The sequence below is a fragment of the Vibrio orientalis CIP 102891 = ATCC 33934 genome, from assembly GCF_000176235.1.
In the GTDB taxonomy this organism is placed as follows: Bacteria; Pseudomonadota; Gammaproteobacteria; order Enterobacterales; family Vibrionaceae; genus Vibrio; species Vibrio orientalis.
Genome location: NZ_ACZV01000005.1, coordinates 2,129,708 through 2,154,649, shown reverse-complemented (window position 1 = coordinate 2,154,649; position 24,942 = coordinate 2,129,708). Strand labels below are relative to the sequence as shown.

Below are 24,942 nucleotides of genomic sequence, written 5' to 3'. Positions count from 1 at the left end.
GTCGCAAAGCTGACGTTAATCATTTGTAATCATCTTGTGATTACTATAGGTTGAACACACCGATTTCAAATCGACTTACAAAACATATAAAAGAGAGTCATCTCAAGGAGAACTACGATGAAAGTAGCCGTTATTGGTGCCGCTGGTGGCATCGGTCAAGCCCTAGCCCTACTACTGAAAAACCGCCTACCTGCAGGTTCAGATCTAGCCCTTTATGATATCGCTCCGGTTACTCCGGGTGTTGCGGCAGATCTAAGCCACATCCCAACGCCAGTATCGATCAAAGGTTACGCTGGTGAAGACCCATCTCCTGCACTAGAAGGTGCGGACGTGGTTCTAATTTCTGCAGGTGTTGCTCGTAAGCCAGGTATGGACCGTGCTGATCTGTTCAACGTTAACGCAGGTATTGTGAAGTCTCTTGCTCAGAAAATTGCTGATGTTTGTCCAAAAGCTCTAGTGGGTATCATCACAAACCCAGTTAACACGACTGTGCCAATTGCTGCTGAAGTTCTTAAAAAAGCAGGTGTTTATGATAAGCGTCGTCTATTTGGTGTAACGACACTAGACGTTATCCGCTCTGAAACATTTGTTGCGGATCTAAAAGACAAAGATCCAGGTGATGTTCGTGTACCAGTTATCGGTGGTCACTCAGGTGTTACTATCCTTCCGCTACTTTCTCAGGTTGAAGGTGTTGAGTTTACAGCTGAAGAAGTGGAAGCGCTAACGAAGCGTATTCAAAACGCAGGCACTGAAGTTGTTGAAGCGAAAGCGGGTGGCGGCTCTGCAACTCTATCTATGGGTCAAGCGGCATGTCGCTTTGGTCTAGCGCTAGTGAAAGCGGCGCAAGGTGAAGAAGTGGTTGAGTACGCTTACGTTGAAGGCGACGGTGAGCACGCACCATTCTTTGCACAACCTGTGAAGCTAGGTAAAGATGGCGTAGAAGAAGTGCTAAGCTACGGTAAGCTAAGTGACTTCGAGAAGTCTGCACTAGACGGTATGCTAGAAACACTAAATGGTGATATCCAAACAGGTGTTGACTTCGTAAATAACTAATGCGGAGTAGAATAGTAAAAAGCCGACTTTCGAGTCGGCTTTTTTGATCCTTTTTCTTTTTCAGCTGTACACTTATTAGATAACAGAGGAGAGGGAAGATGGATATCAGTGAACTGGAAAAAGGGATGTTAGTTGAATGTCGTCAAGGGATTGGAACTGTACTTGAAGTGGATGAAAGCGCTCATGCAGTCGTGATTGAGGAGCGCGTATCGCATCAAAAGTTCGAAGTCGATATAGAGGATTTAATGGACGATCCTCAACTGCATCTGGGTTGCGATCGCTACTATTAGTTGTAGTCAAAAAGTACTCGCAATAAAAAAGCGAGCTAAACCGCTCGCTTTTTTAATCTCAATCGCGTCGATTATTTACGAACTGCGATTGCTTCAATCTCGATACCCACATCTTTAGGTAGACGAGCAACTTCAACACATGAACGTGCTGGGTAGTTTGCTACGTTATGCTCATCAAAGAACTTACCGTAAACCTCGTTAACCGTACCGAAGTCGTTTAGGTCTTTAACGAAAACTGTCATTTTTACGATATCTGTAACGGTTAGGCCAGATGCTTCAACTACCGCTTTTACGTTGTCTAGAGACTGACGTGCTTGCTCTGCGATATCTGCTGATACTTCACCCGTTGCTGGGTTTACTGGGATTTGGCCAGAAGTCAGAACCATGTTGCCTAGATCAACACCTTGTACGTATGGGCCGATTGCTGCTGGAGCTGATTCTGTGTGAAGTACTTTAGTCATTATTATGTTCCATCTGTTTAAGGGGGAAGTATGAAAACTCAGTGTGCCGTGAATCGCGTGCCGCGTAAAGAAAAAATCCCCGCTAACGTGCCGCGAGGATTGATTGAAATATCAGCTATAACGGCGACTTATGAACTATCGCTCAGTAACGATTTCGCGTGAGAATACTTTTTCGCAGTATTTACATTTCAAGCGAATGTCTTGTTTCTTCTCAAACACTTTAAAACTGCTCTCTACTGGCTCATCGTGAGTAATGCAGTTGGTGTTTGGACACTCAAATACGTTATTAACTTGCTCAGGTAGTTCTAGTGGTAGTTTCTTGACGACTTCGTAGTTTTCGATTTGGTTTACCGTTGCGTGCGGTGCGTAGAGTGCCAGTTTGCTCGCTTGCTCTTCGCTGATGAATACATTCTCTATCTTAAGTAGATCTTTATGGCCTAGAGCAGAAGAAGGTAAGTTCAGACCTACTGTTACACGTTGCGCTGATTTGTGCATTGAGAACAGCTTTAGCACCTTAATACCAATTTGAGCTGGAATGTGGTCGATAACGGTACCGTTTTTAATTGCTTCAACCTGCAATTGAGTTTCTTTAGACATAGTGATTTTCCTCTCGATTACAGGGTTTCATTGAGCACTAACGCGAGCAGTGCTTCACGTGCATAAACGCCGTTTTCAGCTTGCTGAAAGTAGTACGCGTGCGGCGTTTTATCAACATCGACAGTGATTTCATCAACGCGTGGTAATGGGTGTAGTACTTTCAAGTTTTCGCGCGCATCTGCAAGCAGTGCTGCGGTTAAGATATAAGCCGATTTAATGTGGGCGTATTCAGATTCGTCGAAACGCTCTTTCTGTACGCGCGTCATGTAAAGTACATCCAGTTCAGGCACAACGCTTTCCATATCTGTGTGCAGGCTGTACTCAATACCCGCTTCATCTAACTCTTCGCAGATGTAGTCCGGCATTGCCAGTGCTTCTGGCGCGACAAAGAAGAAACGTACGTTGTTGAATTTAGCTAGTGCTTGCGTCAGCGAGTGTACTGTGCGGCCGTACTTGAGGTCACCGACAAAGGCGATGTTAAGGTTGTCTAGGCGGCCTTGTGTTTCAGCAATAGAGAATAGGTCTAGCAGCGTTTGGGTAGGGTGCTGGTTAGCGCCGTCACCTGCGTTAATCACAGGTACACCGTTAGAAAACTCAGAGGCGAGACGTGCAGCACCTTCTTGTGGGTGGCGCATCACAAAAGCGTCTACGTAAGAAGAGATAACTTGCACTGAGTCAGCCAGAGTTTCGCCTTTTTTCGCCAGTGACGTGTTACCACCATTATCAAAACCAATCACGCTGCCGCCAATGCGCTGGATTGCCGTTTCAAAAGATAGACGAGTACGAGTTGAAGGCTCAAAGAAACAGCTCGCAATCACTTTGTTTTTAATTAACTCAGGTTTCTGATCAGCCTTAAGCTCACCCGCTGTTTTGACAATCAATTCAAGCTCTTCACGTGAAAGCTCAGGAATTGAGATAATGTGCTTGTTATAAAGCGTGTTGGTCATAATCATCTTCCCATCTGAGTACTAAATTTAGGCAATAAAAAAGCCCCCCATTACGGGAGGCTTTAAAAATCGGCGGAAATAGAAAAACCTAACGCCGGTAAGCATGTTAGCTTACCCAGTGTAATACGCTTTTTAGAGCACGAATTACGTGGCATTGTTTTACTACCTCCAGACAAATTGCCGAGCATTATACGCTGAAGATTGGTTAACGCAAGCGATTACATCGAGGCTTTTTGTGTCGACTTTCGCTAGTTGTTACTGTCCGAGTGTGGCCACCATCACGGCTTTAATGGTGTGCATGCGGTTCTCTGCTTCGTCAAACACAATCGAGTGTTCAGACTCAAATACCTCATCGGTGACTTCCAGTCCGTTCATGCCATACTTCTCAGCAACTTGTTTACCTACGGTGGTTTCATCATTATGGAAAGCGGGTAGGCAGTGCATGAATTTCACTTGTGGGTTACCGGTTTTTTCAATCACATCCATATTGACTTGGTACGGGGTCATCATCGCTACGCGCTCATCCCAAGCTTCTGGCGCTTCACCCATCGAGACCCAAACGTCGGTATAGAGGTAATCACAACCTTTGACGCCTTCTTCAACGTTTTCAGTTAGGGTGATTTTTGCTCCCGTATGTGTTGCGATAGCTTGGCACTCGGTGACGAGTTCGGTTTCTGGCCAGTAGGCTTTTGGGGCAACGAGGCGGATGTCCATGCCCATTTTTGCAGCGCCAACCATTAGTGAATTACCCATGTTATTACGAGCATCACCTAGGTAAGCGAATTTAATTTGGTGTAACTGTTTACCACGGCCATGTTCAAGCATGGTGAGGAAGTCGGCCAAAATTTGCGTTGGGTGAAACTCGTCGGTTAGACCATTCCATACCGGTACGCCAGCATGCGCGCCAAGCTCTTCAACGATGCCTTGGCCAAAACCACGGTACTCAATACCATCGTACATTCTGCCGAGTACGCGCGCGGTATCTTTCATTGACTCTTTATGACCAATCTGCGAGCCAGAAGGGCCAATGTATGAGACTTGAGCACCTTGATCAAATGCCGCGACTTCAAACGCACAGCGAGTACGAGTTGAGGCTTTTTCAAAGATCAGAGCGATGTTTTTACCAACCAGCTTTTTTTGCTCGGTACCTGCGTATTTGGCTTTTTTCAGATCAGCAGAAAGATCCAATAAAAACTGAATCTCTTTCGGGGTGAAATCGAGTAGCTTAACAAAGTTTCTATTACGTAGATTAAAGGCCATACTCCAGTCCTTGAATGTTTATTCGTTTAATGGAGTTAGTTAAACATACTTAGTCGATGGTTGTGAATAATTATTTTGAATAAATGCCGAGATATGAATTATATCTCGGCAAAAGTGACTACAAATTCTCTTCGGCATATTCAGCAAGGCGGCTGCGAACGACACCGTTGAGGTGGATATTGGCGCTGCCTTCGAAGTTTTTGAAGCGTTCAACCATATAGGTTAAACCTGACGTCACAGGGGTAAGGTAGTGCGAATCGATCTGCGCTAGGTTACCAGAGCAGACGATCTTGGTGCCTTCCCCACAGCGGGTGATAATGGTCTTAATCTGCGAAGCGGTGAGGTTTTGACACTCATCGAGCAGAACAAAGGCATTTTGGATCGAGCGTCCACGCATAAAGTTGATCGACTTGAACTGAATATTAGCCTTATCACAGATGTACTTGAGTGAACCTTCAGTGCAGTGATCATTTTTGTGTAACGCCTCCAAGGTGTCCGTTACCGCCGCAAGCCAAGGCAGCATCTTTTCCTCTTCGCTGCCCGGTAAGAAACCGATCGCTTCACCGATATCCGGTGTATTACGAGTGACGATGATCTTATCAAACACGCCTCTTTCAATAGTTTGCTCAAGTGCTGAAGCTAGGGCAAGCAGCGTCTTACCACTACCCGCAGCCCCAGTTAAGATCACCAGATCAATATCTGGGTCGAGCAGGGCATCGAGCGCCATCCCTTGGTAGATGTTTTTAGGCGTAATGTCCCACGCACGGCGATGCATCATTCGCTCACGGCTGAGATCTTTTATCGTCACCGTATCTTGCTCAATATCTTCCACACGTCCGGCGAAGTCACTCTCTTCATCTATCACATATTGGTTAATGTAGGTTGGCTCGAAAGGGGCTCTATCTAGAGTGTGGTAAGTTTTACCTGCATAATTCTTGCTTTCTACTTGGCTGACACCACTCCAAAAATCCCCTTCGATTTGTTGGAAACCTTTGGTCAGGTATTGAACGTCATCAATTAATTGGTCAGTGCGGTAATCTTCAACAAAGCGCACCCCGGCCCCTTTGGCGCGTAGTCGCATGTTGATGTCTTTGGTCACGAGGATGACTTCACGGGGAGCGCGCTTGTTTTGTAGGTAAAGCACACCGTTAAGAATGCGGTTGTCGCCAGCTTTGTCAGCAAAGGCTTTGACAGTTTCTTGCAATTCGAAATCAGCCAATATTGAAATATGGCCAGTTGATTCTTGCTCTTTGTTGATGGGAATCCCTTCTGAGATTTCGTCAGGGGTAGCGTCCTTAAACATTGCTTCCAGTGCGCGAATGGCAACGCGAGCGTCTCTGGCAACATCCCGCTTACTGTCTTTGATGCGGTCGAGTTCTTCGAGGACTGTCATCGGCACGACGACATCGTGTTCTTTAAATGAGTAGATGGCTAGTGGTTCATGAAGAAGAATATTGGTATCGAGGACAAATAGCTTCCGGTCTGTATCGCCCATAAGCGTCTCCTTGCCGACTTGCGGCTTGCTTACCCCTCATACTTTTGCATGAAGTGGTCTACCTGCATTGCTTGCAGAGATGTAGCCCGGTAATCAGAGATCGCTGATGGTTTGACTACAAATACTGCAAACCCGTGTTGATCGTCATCTTATCAATGCATCTTTTGTACCTACGTTTTTCTGACACTAAAGATGCACACTCATTAATAAGTATAATCGTCTTTCTCAACACTCTTAGTTAGAAGTGCCACTGATTTCTTACACTTTGATGTCAAGCTCAGCTTGAGTAAAAAATTGTTGGTTTTTGAGGCCTTTGTACGTGACCAATGTCACAGCTTCGAGTAAGATTAGCGACCTTTTTCTGCGCAGCGGCTGACACAATTTTTTCCTCGTCAGTTGCCTTTCAAGTTGCGTAAGAACAACTAATATTTATAGACCCATTTTCGAATTAAATAGATGAGGTAGTCGATACATGACATTTGCTTTGGGCCAGCGTTGGATCAGCGATACGGAAAGCGATCTAGGTTTAGGAACCGTTGTAGCATTGGATGCTCGTACTGTGACACTAATGTTTGCAGCTTCTGAAGAAAACCGAGTTTACGCTCGAAATGATGCGCCTGTAACCCGAGTAACCTTTAATGCTGGCGACGTAGTCGATAGCCAAGAAGGGTGGTCTCTAAAAATTGAGCAAGTGGTCGAAGACCAAGGCCTATTTAGCTATGTGGGTCAACGTGAAGACAGTGGTGAAGAAGGTGTGATTCTGCGTGAAATCATGCTCAGTAACCAAATCCGTTTTAATAAGCCACAAGATAAGCTCTACGCCGGTCAAATTGATCGTATGGACAACTTTGTGCTGCGTTACCGCGCTTTGATGAATCAATATGAACAGCACAAGAGTCCGATGCGTGGACTTTGTGGTATGCGTGCTGGTTTGATTCCTCATCAGCTATACATTGCACACGAAGTCGGTCGCCGTCATGCACCGCGCGTTTTGCTTGCCGATGAAGTGGGTCTGGGTAAAACCATCGAAGCGGGTATGATCATTCACCAACAGGTGCTTGCTGGTCGTGCTGAACGCATCCTGATTGTGGTACCTGAGACACTGCAGCACCAGTGGCTGGTGGAAATGATGCGTCGTTTCAATCTGCATTTCTCTATCTTCGATGAAGAGCGCTGTATTGAAGCGTTTGCCGACTCAGACAACCCATTTGATACGCAGCAATATGTGCTGTGCTCGTTAGATTTCTTACGCAAGAGTCGTAAACGTTTTGAGCAAGCTTTAGAAGGCGAGTGGGACCTATTGGTTGTCGATGAAGCGCACCACCTTGAGTGGAGCCCTGAAAAGCCAAGCCGTGAATACCAAGTGGTAGAAGGCTTAGCAGAGCGTACACCAGGGGTTCTTCTGCTGACTGCAACGCCAGAACAGCTTGGTCGCGAAAGTCACTTTGCTCGTCTACGTCTGCTAGATTCTGACCGCTTCTTTGACTACGAAGAATTCGTTAAAGAAGAAGAGCAATATGCGCCAGTAGCGGATTCCGTGAGTGCCTTGTTCTCAGGCCAAAAACTAGAAAACGCAGCGAAAAATCAAATCACAGAATTACTCTCTGAGCAGGATGTTGAACCGCTGTTCCGTATTATTGAAAGTGATAGCGATGAAGAAGCTAAAGCGGCGGCACGCCAAGAGCTGATCGACAACTTGATGGACCGTCATGGTACAGGCCGAGTATTGTTCCGTAACACTCGTGCAGCAATCAAAGGCTTCCCGAAACGTAACGTTCATTTAATGCCGATGGCGATTCCTCAGCAGTACACCACATCAATGCGTGTCTCTGGCATGATTGGCGGTAAGATCTCACCTGAAGCTCGCGCAGTGAAAAACCTCTATCCGGAAGAGATTTTCCAAGAGTTTGAAGGCGAAGACTCTAGCTGGTGGCAATTTGATAGCCGCGTAAACTGGCTACTAGAAAAAATTACCGATAAGCGCAGTGAAAAGATTTTAGTTATCGCTTCACGTGCAAGTACAGCGCTGCAATTAGAGCAGGCATTGCGTGAGCGTGAAGGTATCCGTGCAACGGTATTCCACGAAGGCATGTCAATTCTTGAGCGTGATAAAGCGGCTGCTTACTTTGCGCAAGAAGAGGGTGGCGCACAGGTTCTTATCTGTAGTGAAATCGGTTCAGAGGGTCGTAACTTCCAGTTCGCTAACCAGCTAGTGATGTTCGACTTACCGTTCAATCCAGACTTGCTTGAGCAACGTATTGGCCGTTTGGACCGTATTGGTCAAAACCGCGATATCGATATTCATGTGCCGTATCTTGAAGGTACTTCGCAAGCGATTCTGGCACGTTGGTTTGATGAAGGTCTTAATGCGTTCGCAGAGACTTGCCCAACCGGACGCATGGTTTATGACAAGTATTCAGACCAACTTATTGAGATGCTAGCGTCTGGCGATACTAGCGATTTGGATGAAGTGATTGCTGAGTCTTCTGCGCTGAATAAAGAGCTGAAAGCGCAGCTAGAGCAAGGTCGTGACCGTCTGCTGGAGATGCATTCAAACGGTGGTGAGAAAGCGCAGGCAATTGTTGAGAAAATTGCAGCAACCGACGGTGATACAAACTTAGTCACTTTTGCACTGAGCCTGTTTGATACCATTGGCCTCGATCAAGATGACAAAGGCGAAAATGCCCTAGTCGTGACGCCTTCTGAGCATATGCTAGTACCAAGCTACCCAGGTCTGCCATATGAAGGGGCGACGATTACCTTTGATCGCGAAACAGCGTTGTCACGTGAAGATATGAACTTTATCAGCTGGGAGCACCCGATGATTCAAGGTGGTATCGATTTGCTGATGAGTGAAGGCGTGGGTACCACCGCAGTATCACTGCTGAAGAACAAGGCGCTGCCTGTTGGCACCATGCTACTTGAGCTAGTGTACAAGGTAGATGCTCAAGCACCGAAGCGCAGTGGTATTAGCCGCTTCTTACCAACGACTCCGATTCGAATGATGCTCGATGGCAAAGGTAATGACCTGTCTGCACAAGTAGAATTCGAAAGTTTCAACCGTCAGCTAAGCCCTGTTGGTCGTCATATCGCGACTAAGTTAGTGGCTTCGGTACAAGCTCAAGTTCATCAAATGGTTGCGGCAGGCGAAAAGCTGATTGTTGAGAAGGTGGAAGCGATTCGTAAGCAGGCTCAGCAAGAGATGCAAGCAAGCTTGAACTCAGAACTAGAGCGTCTGCAAGCATTGAAAGCGGTTAACCCGAACATTCGCGATGAAGAGATTGAAGCGATTGATGCGCAAATCAAAGAGCTTACGGGCTACATCAGTCAAGCTCAGTATCAATTGGATTCTCTACGTATGATTGTTGTCAGCCACAACTAATTGTTGCTTCATACGTCATTCCTGAATTGAGGAACGAGATGTCAGGAATCTCTTAAATGGTTAGAGGTTCCCGACTACACTCCTTCGTCGTTATTGGGAATGACCAAGATGCGTCATTCCTGAATTGAGGAACGAGATGTCAGGAATCTCTCAATAGGTTAGAGATTCCCGACTACACTCCTTCGTCGTTATTGGGAATGACCAAGATGCGTCATTCCTGAATTGAGGAACGAAATGTCAGGAATCTCTTAAATGGTTAGAGGTTCCCGACTACGCTCCTTCGTCACTATCGGGAATGACGTTTTTGTATTTATCGGAAAGAGAACCTTCCATGGCAATGACCGAATACAACCCGCCGCGTGACCCTTGGGTTGATATCGTATTTGAAGATCAGCACATCTTGGTGGCGAATAAGCCTTCCGGATTACTCTCTGTTCCTGGGCGTTTGGCTGAGCACTATGACAGTATGTGGTCACGCTTAGTCGAGAGCTATCCAGATATTCAAGTGGTACATCGACTTGATATGGATACCTCGGGCTTGATGCTGTTTGCCAAGCATAAAGAGGCTGAGCGTTCGCTTAAGAAGCAGTTTCAATATCGTCTCACTCATAAAGTTTACTATGCGCGAGTATGGGGGCACCCTGAGCAGCAAAGTGGGCAAGTTGATTTGCCTTTGATCGCTGACTGGCCAAATCGCCCTAAACAGAAAGTGTGCTATCAAGATGGTAAGCCATCACAGACTCTGTATCAGGTGGTTAAACAAGAAGAGAAAACGGCGATTGTACGACTATTGCCGATAACAGGACGCTCTCATCAATTAAGAGTTCATATGCAGGCACTAGGGCACCCTATTGTTGGTGATGAGTTCTACTCCGAAGGTGAAGCGTTTGAGTTTTCTGTGAGACTTGAGTTGCATGCGGCTGAACTGAGCTTTTACCACCCTGATAGTGAACTACTGCAAACTATCTTCGTCCCATGTGACTTTTATCTTGAAGCAGACAGCGTAATCTTTAACTATTTCAATCCAGTAAAAGAATTACCTGATTATAAAAAGCTGCCTCGCCCATAACAGATACGGATAACTGCTGGCAGCACAAGGAGAAGCTATGTCGCTGCCAATGGTTGTTTTTCTCGATCGATCTACGATCCCTCTGCAGATCGAATTACCTCAATTGCCATTTGATCATCAATGGCTTGAATATGATCTCACCTCTCCCGATCAAATTGTTGAACGCTTGCAAGATGCGCAGATCGTGATCACCAATAAAGTGGTCTTGGATCGTGCTGTCTTAAGTCAGCTACCTAAGCTAAAAATGATCGCTATTGCGGCGACGGGGTTTAATAATGTTGATGTCCAATGCTGTCAGGAGTTGGGTATTGCTGTCGCTAACGTGCAAGGCTACGCCACTCAGTCGGTCCCCGAGCATGTGATTGCGATGATGTTTGCGCTCAAACGTAACTTAAAAGGTTATCACAACGATATCGCAGCGGGAGAGTGGCAGCGCAACAAGCAGTTTTGTTTCTTTACTCACCCGATCAGCGATACAGCAGGTTCAACGCTAGGCGTAATGGGGAGTGGTGCACTCGGGCAAGCAACAGCAGCTTTAGCGAAAGCATTGGGCATGCAGGTATTGTTTGCTGAACGCAAAGGGGCAGAGCAGTGCCGAGAGGGTTATGTGCCATTTGAGCAAGTTTTGGCTACTAGTGATGTGGTGACATTGCATTGTCCTCTTAACGAACAAACTCGTCACTTAATTGGGCGCCAAGAGCTTAATTCGATGAAACCAAGCAGTATCATCATTAACACGGGGCGTGGTGGTCTAGTCGATGAAGAGGCGTTGGTTGATGCACTCAAGCAAGGTGTGATTCGTGGGGCTGGGTTTGATGTCTTCACCGATGAGCCAGCAGATGAAAGCAATTCTCTGATTGCCAACATGCACCTACCTAACTTATTACTCACGCCTCATATTGCTTGGGGCAGTGATTCGTCAATTCAAAATCTGGCTAATATCCTGATCGATAATATTGTCGCGTTTACTGAAGGCAGAGAGCAGAATAGGGTTGTCTAGTATTTTGGGTTACTTGCTTTATATTGCTCAAGTCCTTGGTTAAATATCGTCATTAACTCTTTTGCTTGTGGGTGGGCTTTTGAGAACATCAAAAAGCTGTCGTTAGACAGAAACGGTTTAGGGTGAAAGGTGATCAGCGATTGTGTCTCTATCGGCAGTTTGTTGAGTGAAAACATTCCAATGTGTTTCTCCTCAGGCACGAGTTCAACACGGCGGTATTTAAGCAACTGAAAGGCCTTGAGTGGGTCTTCGACGCGATTCATTTGCACTTGTCCACTTTCTAATAGGGCATCGAGCTCTTCGCCATAACTATAGCCTAAACCACCACCCAGTAGCTTTCCTTTGAGGTCATTGAGGTTTGTCCATTCAAATGGTGTATCTCTAAGGTGGAAGAAAACAAACTTTTCTTGGGCGACAGGATCGCTGAACCAAAAGAATTCTTCACGCTCTTCGGCGTACATCCATACGGCGGTAGCCACAAATTTGCCCTCACTGGCTTTTTTGTAGGCTCGTTTCCACGGAAAGAAATGAAATTCAACTTGATAACCTTGAGCCGCAAAGACCTTCTCAATGGTTTGCCCTACGTGGCCAAAGCCTTCGAGTTGTTGACCAATAAATGGCGGCCATTCACCTGCTGCAATTCGAATGATCTTGTCATCTGTTGCAGCAAAGCTTGTGCTTGAGGTTAGCAGGAAAAGCATGCTAATCGCTTTAAGGTATTTATTCATAGTCCCTTATCTTTATCTGTCCATAATCCCTTATCTTTATCTGTCCATAATCCTTTATCTATCGATAGTTTAGCCCTAGAAGAGAGTTAGCGCTGAGTATCAATCTACAGACATAAAAAAAGCTGGTCGAGTGACCAGCCTTTTGTTTTACGTGAAACGAAAATTACAGCGCAGCAATTGTTGCTTTCTGTTCTTCAAGCTTCGCTAGTGTCTCTTGGTAGCCAACTAGTTTCTCACGCTCTTTCGCGATAACCGCTTCAGGTGCTTTAGCAACGAAACCTTCGTTACCTAGCTTGCCTTCGATACGCTTGATTTCGCCGTGCGTTTTCTGCACTTCTTTATCAAGACGAGCAAGCTCTGCATCTTTGTCGATCAGACCTGCCATTGGGATCATCAGTTCAGACTGACCCACTAGCTTAGTCGCACATGCAGGAGTCTCTGCACCATCAGCAAGAACAGTCAGGCTATCTAGCTTAGCAAGAGAGTTCAGAACGACCTTGTTTGCCTCGATACGCGCCGCGTCTTTCTCGTTAGCAACCTTAATCATTACTTCTAGAGCTTTGCTCGGTGCAATGTCGTATTCCGCACGTAGGTTACGGATAGCTGTAATGAACGTCTTAACCCACTCGATGTCTTCTACGATCTCAGCGTTGAAGTTCTCTTCGTTAAACTGAGGAAGCGCTTGAGTCATGATAGTGTCGCCTTCAACACCGTCTACTAGCGGTTTAACGCTCTGCCAGATAGATTCAGTGATGTAAGGCAGTACTGGGTGAGCAAGACGTAGTGTCTTCTCTAGAACAGTGATCAGCATGTAGCGAGTTGCTTGTTGCTGAGCTTCAGTACCTTTCCAAAGAACAGGCTTAGTCAGCTCTAGGTACCAGTCACAGAATTGGTTCCAGATGAATTCGTAAAGCGTGTTTGCTGCCATGTCTAGACGGTAGTTGTCTAGGTGAGCGTTAAACTCTTTCGCTGCTAGCTCAAACTGAGATTCAATCCACTTATCTGCTAGAGAGAATTCCATGTTTGCACGGTCTTCTGCTGATAGTGACATGCCACAATCGTGTTCTTCTGTGTTCATCAGTACGTAACGGCTTGCGTTCCATAGCTTGTTACAGAAGTTACGGTAACCTTCAAGACGCTTCATGTCCCAGTTGATGTCACGGCCAGTAGAAGCCATAGCAGCAAGAGTGAAACGCAGTGCGTCAGTACCGTATGGTTCGATACCGTTTTCGAAAGTCTTACGAGTGTTCTTTTCGATCTTCTTCGCTAGCTGAGGCTGCATCATGTTGCCACAACGCTTCTCTACTAGAGACTCAAGGTCGATACCATCGATCATATCGATAGGGTCAAGTACGTTACCCTTAGACTTAGACATCTTGTCGCCGTTTTCGTCACGGATTAGACCCGTTACGTAAACCGTCTTGAACGGTACTTGTGCTTTACCGTTTTCATCTTTGTTGAAGTGCATGGTCATCATGATCATACGCGCAACCCAGAAGAAGATGATGTCGAAGCCCGTTACTAGAACGTCTGAAGGGTGGAACGTCTTGAGATCTTCCGTTTGCTCAGGCCAGCCTTGAGTACCGAACGTCCATAGCGCAGAAGAGAACCATGTATCTAGTACGTCGTCGTCTTGGCGAAGAACTACTACAGGAGCAAGGTTGTTGTTTGCACGTACTTCTTCTTCAGTACGGCCTACGTATACGTTGCCGTCGTTGTCGTACCATGCAGGGATACGGTGGCCCCACCAAAGCTGACGAGAGATACACCAGTCTTGAATGTCACGCATCCAAGAGAAGTACATGTTTTCGTACTGCTTAGGCACGAACTGGATATCACCATCTTCAACCGCTTTAACCGCTGGTTCAGCAAGAGGTGCAGCACGTACGTACCATTGGTCAGTCAGCATTGGTTCGATAACCACGCCACCACGGTCGCCGTAAGGTACTGTTAGGTCGTGATCTTTGATTTCATCAAGAAGACCTAGCTCTTCAAACTCTGCAACGATAGCTTTACGAGCAGCGAAACGCTCCATACCGCGGTATTTCGCTGGTAGCTCAGTAGAGTAAACATCGCTTGCTTCACCGTTAGTGGTGAATACTTCAGCCGCATCACGGATATCAGCATTGAAAGTTAGGATGTTGATCATTGGTAGGCTATGACGTTTACCAACTTCGTAGTCGTTAAAGTCGTGAGCTGGTGTGATCTTTACACAACCTGTACCTTTCTCCATATCAGCGTGCTCATCGCCTACGATAGGGATCAGACGGTTAACGATAGGAAGTAGGATCTCTTTACCAATTAGATCTTTGTAACGTGGATCTTCTGGGTTTACCGCAACACCAGTATCACCAAGCATTGTCTCAGGACGAGTCGTCGCAACAACAATGTAGTCGTTGCCTTCCGCTGTCTTCACGCCATTTGCTAGTGGGTAGCGGAAGTGCCACATGTGGCCTTTTTTGTCTTTGTTTTCAACTTCAAGATCAGAAATTGCAGTGTGCAGTTTAGGATCCCAGTTTACTAGACGCTTACCACGGTAGATTAGGTCATCTTCGTATAGGCGAACAAATACTTCTTGAACGGCGTTAGATAGACCATCATCCATTGTGAAACGCTCACGATCCCAGTCAACAGATGCGCCAAGACGACGAAGCTGCTTAGTGATGGTGCCACCAGACTCGTTCTTCCATTCCCAGATTTTGTCGATAAAAGCATCACGACCGTAATCGTGCTTAGTTTTGCCTTCTTCCGCAGCGATCTTACGCTCAACAACCATCTGAGTAGCGATACCCGCGTGGTCAGTACCGACTTGCCAAAGAGTGTTTTTACCCTTCATACGTTCAGCACGGATTAGAGTATCCATGATCGTATCTTGGAACGCGTGGCCCATGTGTAGGCTACCAGTGACGTTCGGTGGCGGGATCATGATGCTGTAAGCTTCTTTAGTCGTGTCACCGTGTGGCTTGAAGTAGCCTTTCTCTTCCCAAGCTTGGTATAAAGCTTGTTCGATTGAAGTTGGGTTGTATGTCTTTTCCATAGTCGCCTTTTTTCTCATTATATTTGGACTGTTCGTCTTGCACTAAGTCCAATTATTTAGAGAAAATCTTATCTGGTTGATGGTAAATCTGAGTCAATCATTATAAGTGAACTCTCTAAGTGGAGAGCTTAACTATAAAGATTGACCGGTTGCATATTTTGTTGCTGCTAGCTGTGTGCGATCTCGATCGTTTGTAGCTGATAGCCTGCTTGGCGGTAGATTTTATATCTTTCTCGCGCCAGTTGCTTGGCTTTTTCTTCGCAAGGGACGAAGTCTACCACCTCAGCAAACTTGTTCGCAAAGGTTGTATCATTTTCGGCCAAATTTATTACTAATTGTCGATTCCAAGAAGGTCTCACTCCTTGGTAGCCAATTTCAACGTTGGTTGCATATTTCGGCCCTTCACCAACGAGATTATGGGCGATAAATTCTTTGGCATCGACTTGCCAAAACAGTTCAGCGATCTGTTCGGCATGAGCTTTGTCATGGCAGTTTAGGTAAACCTTAGCGTTTTGTTTGGCAAAATGTTTAGCAAGAAACAGCACATACTCACCGAACCCTTCAGCTTTCGCTTGAGGAGAGTCGGGAGTGATGATGTAAAACGTTGCGTTTGCCATGCTTGTCTCAGCCTATTTAATCGAGAGATACAAAAAAGGGCCTTGCGGCCCTTTTAAACAATGTGAGGATTATTCCTCTGTCTCTTGGCCACTGCGGTTAAGCAAGAATTGGACAAGCATTGAGACTGGACGGCCCGTTGAGCCTTTCGCTGCACCCGACTTCCACGCAGTACCTGCGATGTCGATGTGCGCCCAGTGGTATTTCTTCGCGAACTTAGATAGGAAACAACCCGCAGTGATAGTACCGCCAGGGCGGCCGCCGATGTTGGCCATATCCGCAAATGGGCTCTTCAACTGCTCGTGGTACTCGTCTGCCATTGGTAGACGCCACGCGCGGTCGCTTGATTGCTCAGAAGCGTTCACTAGTTCGTGAGATAGCGGGTTATGGTTTGAGATAACGCCGCTGATGTGGTGGCCTAGAGCGATAACACATGCACCCGTTAGCGTTGCTACATCAACTACACACTCAGGTTCGAAGCGCTCAACGTAAGTCAGGGCATCACACAGTACTAGGCGACCTTCAGCATCCGTATTTAATACTTCTACTGTTTGACCTGACATAGTTGTTAGGATATCACCTGGACGGTAAGCGTTGCTGCCTGGCATGTTTTCACAGCCTGCTAGAACACCAATAACATTGATTGGTAGGTTCAGCTTAGCTAGCGCTTTCATGGTACCAAATACCGATGCTGCACCACACATGTCGTACTTCATCTCATCCATACCTTCGCCTGGCTTAAGTGAAATACCGCCTGAATCGAAGGTTAGACCTTTACCAACAAGAACGATTGGTTTTGCATCTGAGTCTGGGTTGCCCTTGTACTCCATGATAGACATCATAGATTCGTTTTTAGAACCACGGCCTACTGCTAGGTATGAAGTCATACCCAGTTTTTCCATCTCTTGCTCACCAATGATCTTAGTCGTTACCGTCTCGTAGTCATCCGCTAGACGGCGTGCTTGAGAAGCTAGGTAAGCAGGGTTAGCGATGTTTGGTGGCATGTTGCCAAGGTCTTTCGATGCTTTTACACCAGAAGAAATTGCTAGACCGTGCGCGATCGCTTTCTCGCCAAGGTTTAGTTCACGACGCGTTGGTACGTTGAAGACTAGCTTACGTAGCGGGCGGCGCGTTTCTGGTTTCTGGCTCTTGAATTGATCAAAAGTGTAAAGACCGTCTTTAGTCGCTTCAACTGCCTGACGTACTTTCCAGTAGGTGTCACGGCCTTTAACGTGCAGTTCAGTTAGGAAACATACAGCTTCCATCGAACCGGTTTCGTTAAGTGTGTTGATAGTTTTTTGGATAATTTCTTTGTACTGGCGCTCGCCTAGCTCACGTTCTTTGCCGCAACCGACGAGTAGAACGCGCTCAGAAAGCACTCCTGGTACTTGATGAAGCAGGAGCATTTGCCCCGGTTTACCTTCCAGGTCACCGCGGCGAAGCAATGAGCTGATATAGCCGTCACTGATTTTATCTAGCTGCTCAGCAACTGGAGAAAGGCGACGTGGCTCGAACACGCCTACAACGATACATGCGCTGCGCTGTTTCTCTGGACTGCCACTTTTTACACTGAACTCCATGCGTACTCCTACATCCTGAAGACAAATAGAACTAAATGTTAGATAATGCCATCTTACTTGTTGATTCCTTACTCGGAACTATCTTTAAATAAGCGTATTAACAGTTAGCCAAAAAATTTAAAAATAAAAGGTTCAACGGGAAATTATAGTGATTCAATTAAAAAAACAAGTTTTGTATAGGTAATTTCAGCGTGATTATTGTTAGATATTTGATCCGCGAGACACTGAAGAGTCAATTAGCGATATTTTTTATCCTATTTTTAGTGTTCCTCAGCCAAAAATTGATCAAAGTACTGGCTGATGCCTCAGATGGTGATATCCCAGCAAGTTTGGTCATGCATTATGTCGCATTGAGCATGCCATCGATGGGATTATTGATGCTGCCGTTGAGTTTATTCTTGGGCATCTTGCTGACCTTTGGCCGCTTATATGCGGAAAGTGAAATTACCGTGATGAACGCGACGGGGATTGGTAATAAGTTCCTGATTCGTGCTGCGCTATACCTAGCGGTGATTACCGGTTTGATTGCGGGCTTTAACTCGTTCTACTTTGCTCCATATAGCCAAGATAAGCTGGTCCAGCTTCAAGAAGAGGTGGAAGCAGAAAACAGCGTCGACCTACTTAAGAAAGGCCAATTCCAAGGTACCCCTGATGGTTCGTCAGTAGTATTTATCGATGATATCGACGGCAAGCAGCTAAAACATGTTTTTGTTGCTCAGATGCGTCCTCGTGATTCGATATTACCGAGTGTCTCTTTTTCTCAGTCAGGTGAAGTCAAAGAACTCAGTGATGGCCGCCAAGTGATCCGTATGTACGACGGTACTCGCTATGAAGGTGTGCCAACGCGTGTCGATTATATGGTGACTGAATTTGACCAATACGAAGGCCTTATTGGTCAGCGTGATGTGCAGCGTAAAGGGCGAGACTGGGAAGCGCTCCCGACTATGGATCTGATGAAAAATCCAGACCCGCGCGCTCAAGCCGAACTGCAGTGGCGAATTTCACTGGTTGTCTGTATTCCACTGTTGACGATGCTGGTTGTGCCGTTATCTGCCGTTAACCCTCGTCAGGGACGTTTTGCCAAGATGGGCCCCGCGATTTTAATCTACTTAGCGTATTTCTTATCGATCAGTGCGACTAAGTCAGCGCTTGAAGATGGAACAATACCAACCATGGTAGGCATGTGGCCAATTAACGCCGCATTACTGCTGACGGCGCTCGGTATTAACTCGATGGACAGCATTCCTGTTCGCCGCTTTAAAGATAAACTAAGACAAAGAAAGAATAAGGCAGCGTAAGTCGTGTTTAAAATTCTCGATCTGTATATCGGCAAGACAATCATTGCCACTACATCTTTAGTTCTGGCGACCTTTGTAGGTCTCTCTGCCATCATCAAATACGTTGAGCAGTTGCGTAAGGTCGGTCAAGGAACTTACGATTTAATCCAAGCGCTGCTCTACGTGCTACTGAGCATTCCGCGTGATATCGAAATGTTCTTCCCGATGGCTGCACTGCTAGGCGCTCTAATTGGTCTAGGCATGTTGGCGTCAAGCTCTGAACTAGTGGTTATGCAAGCAGCAGGCTTCTCTAAGTTAGATATCGGCCTTTCGGTACTGAAAACCGCGGTTCCTCTAATGATTATGGTGACGCTACTTGGCCAATGGGGCGCGCCTCAAGCGCAGAAAGCCGCTCGCGATCTACGCGCTATCTCAACGTCAGGTGGTGCGCTGTTATCGGTGAGGACGGGCGTATGGGCGCGAGATGCCAATGACTTTATCTTTATCGGTAAAGTGGAAGATGACACTATCTATGGCATGAATATGTGGCGCTTTGATGAAAACAAACGTCTAGAGAGTGTCGTTCATGCTAAAAGAGTCGATTACGTTTCTGACAACACTTGGATGATGAAAGATGTTCAGCTAACTGAAATGGTCGATGAAATTGAAATTTCGAAACACAGTCTGCCAGAATACAGCTGGACCACTTCTTTGGCTCCGGACAAGCTTGCGGTTGTGACCGTAAAACCAGAAGAACTTTCATTGGGTGGTTTGTACGACTACGTCAGCTACCTGAAAGCGTCAGAGCAAGATCCTGCGCGTTACGAATTGGCGTTTTGGCGTAAAGTGACTCAGCCATTTTCTATCGCGGTAATGATGCTGATGGCTCTCTCTTTCATCTTTGGCCCACTGCGTAGTGTGACCATGGGGGCACGTATTCTTTCGGGTGTGATTGCTGGTTTTACCTTCTACATCTCCAGTGAGTTCTTCGGCCCGTTAAGTTTGGTGTATAACATTCCTCCTGTGTTCGGAGCGGTGATGCCAAGCATCGTGTTCTTAACCATTGCGTTAATGTTATTGAGACGAAAGCTGTAGCAATCAATTCAATAAAAAACGGCAGCCTAACTAGGCTGCCGTTTTAGTTTGTTGTTGAGTTTCTTGCTTCTAGGCGCTTAAAGAAGCTTCTTCAAACGATACAACTCTTCCAATGCCTGACGCGGGGTCAAGTCATCAGGGTCGATATTAGCCAGTGCTTCTTCCACTTCACTAGGTTCTGGAATTAGGCTTAACTGGTTAGCAATATCGACTGCACTACTTGGCGTTAACGATGCTTCGTTTTGACCTAACTGTTCAAGCTGGGTCAGCTTAGCGCGTGCGTTCTTAATCACACTTTTTGGCACGCCAGCTAAGCCTGCTACCGCAAGACCGTAAGATTTGCTCGCGGCACCTTCTTGAACCGCATGCATAAAGGCAATGCTATCACCATGCTCGACGGCATCTAAGTGGACATTAGCTAGGTGTGGGATCTGATTTGGTAACTCAGTAAGCTCAAAGTAGTGAGTAGCAAATAAGGTCATTGAGCCTAACTCTTTGGCTAACCACTCAGCACTTGCCCAAGCAAGCGAGAGACCATCATAAGTACTGGTACCACGGCCGATTTCATCCATTAACACTAAGCTGTTGGCAGTTGCGTTGTGCAGAATATTAGCCGTTTCTGTCATCTCAACCATAAAGGTTGAACGACCTGAAGCTAAGTCATCTGATGCGCCAATACGAGTGAAGATACGATCCACCGAGCCAATCTGTGCCGATTCTGCTGGCACGTATGAACCAATATGAGCCATCAGTGCGATAAGCGCAGTTTGGCGCATATAAGTCGATTTACCGCCCATATTTGGACCAGTAATGATCAACATTTTACGCTGTGGGTTTAAGTCTATCGGGTTAGCAATAAACGGTTCATCCATCACTTGCTCAACTACTGGGTGGCGACCTGCTTGAATATGAATGCCCGGCTCTTTGGTTAAGCTAGGGCGGCAGTAATCAAGACTATCCGCGCGTTCAGCGAGGTTCTGCAGTACGTCAATTTGCGAAACCGCAGAGGCTAAGTTTTGCAACTGCTCAAGATGCGGCAACAGTAAATCAAACAGCTCTTCCCATAACTGTTTCTCAAGAGCGAGCGCCTTTGATTTGGAGTTAAGGACTTTATCTTCGTGCTCTTTAAGCTCAGGAATGATGTAACGCTCAGCATTCTTTAGTGTCTGGCGACGCACATAATGTGGCGGCACTAAATGGCTTTGACCACGACTGACCTGAATAAAGAAGCCATGGACATTGTTGTAGCCAACTTTGAGCGTATCGATGCCGTGACGTTCACGTTCATCTTGCTCCATCTGCTCTAAGTATTCAGTGGCACCATCGGCCAATTTACGCCATTCGTCCAACTCTGCATTGTAGCCTTCAGCAATTACGCCGCCATCACGAATAACAACCGGAGGATTTTCTTTGATTGCGCGCTCTAACAGCTCACAAACTTGATCCATTGGTGCGGCATATTGGGCTAACTTAGTTAAGTATGAATGGTTGAGTGAGCCCATCAGTTCAGACAGTTCAGGCAACTGCTGCATTGCAAAGCGCAGGCGAGCCATGTCTCTTGGACGTGCACTACGCAGCGCCAAACGTGCCAGAATACGTTCAATATCACCAATTTGTTTTAGTACCGGGTGTAGGTCGCCAAACAGTGCTGCTTCTTTTAGTTCTGAAATAGCATCTAAACGGTGGTTAAGCGTATCGATGTCGCGCATAGGTTGATGTAGCCAACGCTTTAGCATTCGGCTGCCCATTGCTGTTGCAGTATGATCGAGCACTTCCGCTAAGGTGTTATCAGTGCCACCGGCTAGGTTCTGGGTCAGTTCAAGGTTGCGGCGAGTTGCAGCATCAAGAATCACCGAATGATCTTGGCGATCAAACGTCAACGAACGAATATGGGGCAGGGCGGTACGTTGAGTATCTTTTACATACTGGATCAAACAGCCCGCGGCACATAAACCAAGTTTGGCATTTTCAACACCGAAACCGACCAGATCACGAGTACCAAACTGCTGGTTTAACTGTTGTTTGGCAGTATCGAGTTCAAACTCCCACACTGGGCGACGGCGATTACCGTTGCGCGCAGACATCAGGTGTACTGGTTCAAAGTCTTCGGGGAACAGTAGCTCGCGCGGCGAAGTACGTTGTAGCTCTGCCGCCATCGCTTCTTCGGTTTCTGGCTCCATAAGCTGGAATCGACCAGAAGTGACATCAAGTGTCGCGTAGCCAAATTTGCCGTTATGGTAGTAAATCGCCGCAATCAGGTTATCTAAACGCTCTGATAGCAGCGCCTCATCAGTAACGGTACCTGGAGTGACAATGCGCACCACGGCGCGATCAACAGGCCCTTTACTGGTTGCTGGGTCGCCAATTTGTTCACAAATCGCTACGGACTCACCAAGCTGGACCAGTTTTGCTAAATAGCCTTCAACTGCGTGGAACGGTACACCCGCCATAGGGATTGGTTCACCGGCTGACGCACCGCGCTTGGTCAGTGAAATATCGAGTAATTGAGAGGCGCGTTTGGCATCGTCATAGAAAAGCTCGTAGAAATCGCCCATGCGATAGAACAACATGATGTCGGGGTTCTCAGCTTTAAGCTTGAGGTACTGCTGCATCATGGGAGTGTGTTTTTGCTTTTCTTTCTCAGGTAACGCTTTCACAGGCAAAATCTTTCGTTTATTTCTATTGCGGCTTAGGATACGTGAATAGCCAGTGAGCGAAAAGATGCAAAAGGGGATTTGGACATGGAATCACAGCAAAATCAGGCGAAGCAACTGGGAAACTTACTCGAGCAGCACCAATTGGTGATGACGACAGCTGAATCTTGTACTGGTGGTGGCGTTGCAACGGCTATCACAGACATCGCTGGTAGCTCGGCTTGGTTTGACCGCGCTTTTGTTACTTACAGCAATGAAGCCAAGATGGAGATGCTTGGTGTCGGGGAAGGGACCCTTGAACAGCATGGAGCCGTTAGTGAAGCGACGGTTATTGAAATGGTGCAGGGTGCTTTGAAGCATTCGCATGCCGACATTGGTGTTTCCATCAGTGGCATTGCGGGCCCTGGAGGCGGAACCGAAGCCAAACCTGTAGGTACAGTTTGCTTTGCTTGGGCAGATAAACAAGGCTGGCAGAAAGTAGCAACGTATTGTTTTTCTGGTGATAGGGCTGAGGTACGAAGTAAGGCCGTAGAATGTGCACTAGCAGTACTGTATGAAGAACTGGTTAGCCGAGATTAAAAACTGACTGGTAATTTTTTAATTATTAGAAATCAGTTAGATATCACTAAAAAACAAAAAAAATCCATACAGCTATGGACACTGTATGAATCAACAGTATAATGACTTTCATTGATTGTTCAGAGTATACGACTGAACGGAAGAATTTAGATCGATAATCATCAGTACAAGATGAATCATTTGGAGAAAGTGATGGACGAGAACAAACAGAAAGCGCTCGCCGCTGCGCTAGGTCAGATTGAAAAGCAATTCGGTAAAGGTTCAATCATGCGCCTTGGTGATAACCGCGCAATGGACGTAGAAACAATCTCTACTGGTTCACTTTCTCTTGATATCGCGCTAGGTGCTGGTGGTCTTCCGATGGGTCGTATCGTCGAGATCTACGGTCCTGAATCATCGGGTAAAACGACGCTAACTCTTGAGTGTATCGCTGCGGCGCAAAAACAAGGCAAAACTTGTGCGTTTATCGATGCTGAGCACGCACTTGATCCGGTTTACGCGAAGAAGCTTGGTGTTGATATTGATGCGCTTCTTGTTTCTCAGCCAGATACTGGTGAGCAAGCTCTGGAAATCTGTGATGCACTAGCTCGTTCAGGTGCTATCGACGTTATGGTTATTGACTCGGTTGCGGCTCTAACGCCTAAAGCGGAGATTGAAGGTGAAATGGGCGACAGCCACATGGGCCTTCAAGCGCGTATGCTTTCTCAAGCAATGCGCAAGCTAACAGGTAACCTAAAGCAATCTAACTGTATGTGTATCTTCATCAACCAAATCCGTATGAAGATTGGTGTGATGTTCGGTAATCCAGAAACGACAACCGGTGGTAACGCACTTAAGTTCTACGCATCAGTTCGTCTTGATATTCGCCGTACTGGTTCTATCAAAGAAGGTGATGAGGTTGTCGGTAACGAAACTCGCATTAAAGTTGTGAAGAACAAGATTGCTGCGCCATTTAAACAAGCTGAAACACAGATTTTGTATGGCCAAGGTTTCAACCGTGAAGGTGAGCTAATTGACCTAGGTGTTAAGCATAAGCTAATCGAAAAAGCGGGTGCATGGTACAGCTACAATGGCGATAAGATCGGTCAAGGTAAAGCGAACGCAGGTAAGTTCCTACGTGAGAACACTGAAGCGGCTAAAACTATCGACGCTAAGCTACGTGAAATGTTGCTTTCACCAGCAGAAGTCCAACCGGATGATGCTGAACTTGGTCAAATGCCTGAGCAAGAAGAACTGTAACACTACTTTTTGAATTGAAAGCCCTGCTTATGCGGGGCTTTGTCGTATTTAGAATATGAGAATTTAATCCGACATGTTCCAAAGAAAACCACCAACACTGTCGAGCAAAGAAGCCGCTATTCAACTGCTCAGTCGCCGTGATCATGGTGAGTATGAGATGTATCAGAAACTCAGCTTGAAAGGTTATGAAGATGACGCGATTCAAGAAGCGATTAATTTTTGCTTAGATCATAATTATTTAGATGATCTTCGTTACGCGAAAAGCCAAGTGAGACAGCATGTCTATAAAGGGCATGGTGAGCGCCGTATTCGCCAAGAGCTAAATCAAAAGCGAGTTGCAGAATCCGTGATTGAAAAAGCCATGGAAGAAGAACCGCAGGATTGGTTTGAACTCGCTAAAAGTGCTGCGGAGAAGAAATTTAAAGGAATCAAAGCAAAAGACCAAAAAGAGTATGCAAAACAGGTGCGTTTTCTCCAATATCGCGGTTATAGCTTTGAGCAAATCAGCTATGCACTCAGTTCAGAGAGTGAGGATTGAGAGCAAAAACTCCCTTCAATTTGACTATTTAGTTTCAATTGCCCAG

The 24,942-nt window shown here is 46.3% G+C and carries 20 protein-coding genes; 10 read left to right on the top strand and 10 right to left on the bottom strand.

Features of this window, described 5'->3' with window-relative positions; all coding sequences use genetic code 11:
- Positions 1-117: 117 nt before the first annotated feature.
- Together mdh and VIA_RS20500 are read left to right on the top strand one after the other, a co-directional pair.
- On the top strand, positions 118-1,053 hold the full coding sequence (mdh, locus tag VIA_RS20505) for a malate dehydrogenase (protein WP_004415726.1): 936 nt from the start codon (positions 118-120) through the stop codon (positions 1,051-1,053).
- Between the two features lie 98 nt (positions 1,054-1,151).
- Entirely contained in the window at positions 1,152-1,343 is a 192-nt protein-coding gene (locus VIA_RS20500) for a hypothetical protein (RefSeq protein ID WP_004415725.1), read from the top strand.
- A 71-nt stretch (positions 1,344-1,414) separates the two neighbouring features.
- On the opposite strand, the gene VIA_RS20495 is transcribed toward VIA_RS20500, so the two are convergent.
- From VIA_RS20495 to VIA_RS20475, 5 genes are all read right to left on the bottom strand, one after another.
- On the bottom strand, positions 1,415-1,804 hold the full coding sequence (locus VIA_RS20495) for a RidA family protein (RefSeq protein ID WP_004415724.1): 390 nt from the start codon (positions 1,802-1,804) through the stop codon (positions 1,415-1,417).
- Positions 1,805-1,939: 135 nt separating this feature from the next.
- Positions 1,940-2,401: an aspartate carbamoyltransferase regulatory subunit gene (gene pyrI, locus VIA_RS20490; RefSeq protein WP_004415722.1), complete on the bottom strand. Its 462-nt coding sequence runs from the start codon at positions 2,399-2,401 to the stop codon at positions 1,940-1,942.
- Between the two features lie 17 nt (positions 2,402-2,418).
- A complete protein-coding gene (gene pyrB, locus VIA_RS20485; RefSeq protein WP_004415721.1) occupies positions 2,419-3,348 on the bottom strand; it encodes an aspartate carbamoyltransferase in 930 nt (309 codons plus the stop codon).
- Between the two features lie 255 nt (positions 3,349-3,603).
- Positions 3,604-4,608 (bottom strand): ornithine carbamoyltransferase, encoded by a 1,005-nt coding sequence (locus tag VIA_RS20480; protein ID WP_004415719.1) that lies wholly within the window; start codon positions 4,606-4,608, stop codon positions 3,604-3,606.
- 118 nt (positions 4,609-4,726) lie between these two features.
- Entirely contained in the window at positions 4,727-6,103 is a 1,377-nt protein-coding gene (locus VIA_RS20475) for a PhoH family protein (protein ID WP_004415718.1), read from the bottom strand.
- Positions 6,104-6,575: 472 nt separating this feature from the next.
- Between VIA_RS20475 and rapA the strand changes: the two genes are divergently transcribed.
- The 3 genes from rapA to VIA_RS20460 all read left to right on the top strand — a co-directional run bounded on the left by rapA (position 6,576) and on the right by VIA_RS20460 (position 11,554).
- On the top strand, positions 6,576-9,485 hold the full coding sequence (rapA, locus tag VIA_RS20470) for an RNA polymerase-associated protein RapA (RefSeq protein ID WP_004415715.1): 2,910 nt from the start codon (positions 6,576-6,578) through the stop codon (positions 9,483-9,485).
- A 331-nt stretch (positions 9,486-9,816) separates the two neighbouring features.
- Positions 9,817-10,554, top strand: a complete 738-nt coding sequence (gene rluA, locus VIA_RS20465; protein ID WP_004415713.1) for a bifunctional tRNA pseudouridine(32) synthase/23S rRNA pseudouridine(746) synthase RluA — start codon at positions 9,817-9,819, stop codon at positions 10,552-10,554.
- 37 nt (positions 10,555-10,591) lie between these two features.
- Positions 10,592-11,554: a D-2-hydroxyacid dehydrogenase gene (locus VIA_RS20460; protein WP_004415712.1), complete on the top strand. Its 963-nt coding sequence runs from the start codon at positions 10,592-10,594 to the stop codon at positions 11,552-11,554.
- Here the strand turns inward: VIA_RS20460 and VIA_RS20455 are convergent.
- The 4 genes from VIA_RS20455 to pepA form a co-directional block, all read right to left on the bottom strand.
- Entirely contained in the window at positions 11,551-12,282 is a 732-nt protein-coding gene (locus VIA_RS20455; RefSeq protein ID WP_004415710.1) for a substrate-binding periplasmic protein, read from the bottom strand. The genes VIA_RS20460 and VIA_RS20455 overlap by 4 nt on opposite strands.
- Before the next feature lie 163 nt (positions 12,283-12,445).
- Positions 12,446-15,319: a valine--tRNA ligase gene (locus VIA_RS20450; RefSeq protein ID WP_004415709.1), complete on the bottom strand. Its 2,874-nt coding sequence runs from the start codon at positions 15,317-15,319 to the stop codon at positions 12,446-12,448.
- 167 nt (positions 15,320-15,486) lie between these two features.
- Positions 15,487-15,936 (bottom strand): DNA polymerase III subunit chi, encoded by a 450-nt coding sequence (locus VIA_RS20445; protein WP_004415708.1) that lies wholly within the window; start codon positions 15,934-15,936, stop codon positions 15,487-15,489.
- A gap of 69 nt (positions 15,937-16,005) precedes the next feature.
- Positions 16,006-17,514, bottom strand: coding sequence for a leucyl aminopeptidase (pepA, locus tag VIA_RS20440; protein WP_004415707.1), 1,509 nt, complete (start codon positions 17,512-17,514; stop codon positions 16,006-16,008).
- 191 nt (positions 17,515-17,705) lie between these two features.
- Between pepA and lptF the strand changes: the two genes are divergently transcribed.
- Positions 17,706-18,812 (top strand): LPS export ABC transporter permease LptF, encoded by a 1,107-nt coding sequence (gene lptF, locus VIA_RS20435; protein ID WP_004415705.1) that lies wholly within the window; start codon positions 17,706-17,708, stop codon positions 18,810-18,812.
- 3 nt (positions 18,813-18,815) lie between these two features.
- Positions 18,816-19,886, top strand: coding sequence for an LPS export ABC transporter permease LptG (lptG, locus tag VIA_RS20430; RefSeq protein ID WP_004415703.1), 1,071 nt, complete (start codon positions 18,816-18,818; stop codon positions 19,884-19,886).
- A 77-nt stretch (positions 19,887-19,963) separates the two neighbouring features.
- On the opposite strand, the gene mutS is transcribed toward lptG, so the two are convergent.
- Positions 19,964-22,501: a DNA mismatch repair protein MutS gene (mutS, locus tag VIA_RS20425; protein WP_038211230.1), complete on the bottom strand. Its 2,538-nt coding sequence runs from the start codon at positions 22,499-22,501 to the stop codon at positions 19,964-19,966.
- 126 nt (positions 22,502-22,627) lie between these two features.
- Between mutS and pncC the strand changes: the two genes are divergently transcribed.
- The 3 genes from pncC (at position 22,628) to recX (ending at position 24,896) form a co-directional block, all read left to right on the top strand.
- A complete protein-coding gene (gene pncC / locus VIA_RS20420) occupies positions 22,628-23,119 on the top strand; it encodes a nicotinamide-nucleotide amidase (RefSeq protein WP_004415700.1) in 492 nt (163 codons plus the stop codon).
- 192 nt (positions 23,120-23,311) lie between these two features.
- Positions 23,312-24,358: a recombinase RecA gene (gene recA, locus VIA_RS20415; protein ID WP_004415698.1), complete on the top strand. Its 1,047-nt coding sequence runs from the start codon at positions 23,312-23,314 to the stop codon at positions 24,356-24,358.
- A gap of 73 nt (positions 24,359-24,431) precedes the next feature.
- Positions 24,432-24,896 (top strand): recombination regulator RecX, encoded by a 465-nt coding sequence (recX, locus tag VIA_RS20410; RefSeq protein ID WP_004415697.1) that lies wholly within the window; start codon positions 24,432-24,434, stop codon positions 24,894-24,896.
- The last annotated feature ends 46 nt before the right edge of the window (positions 24,897-24,942 follow it).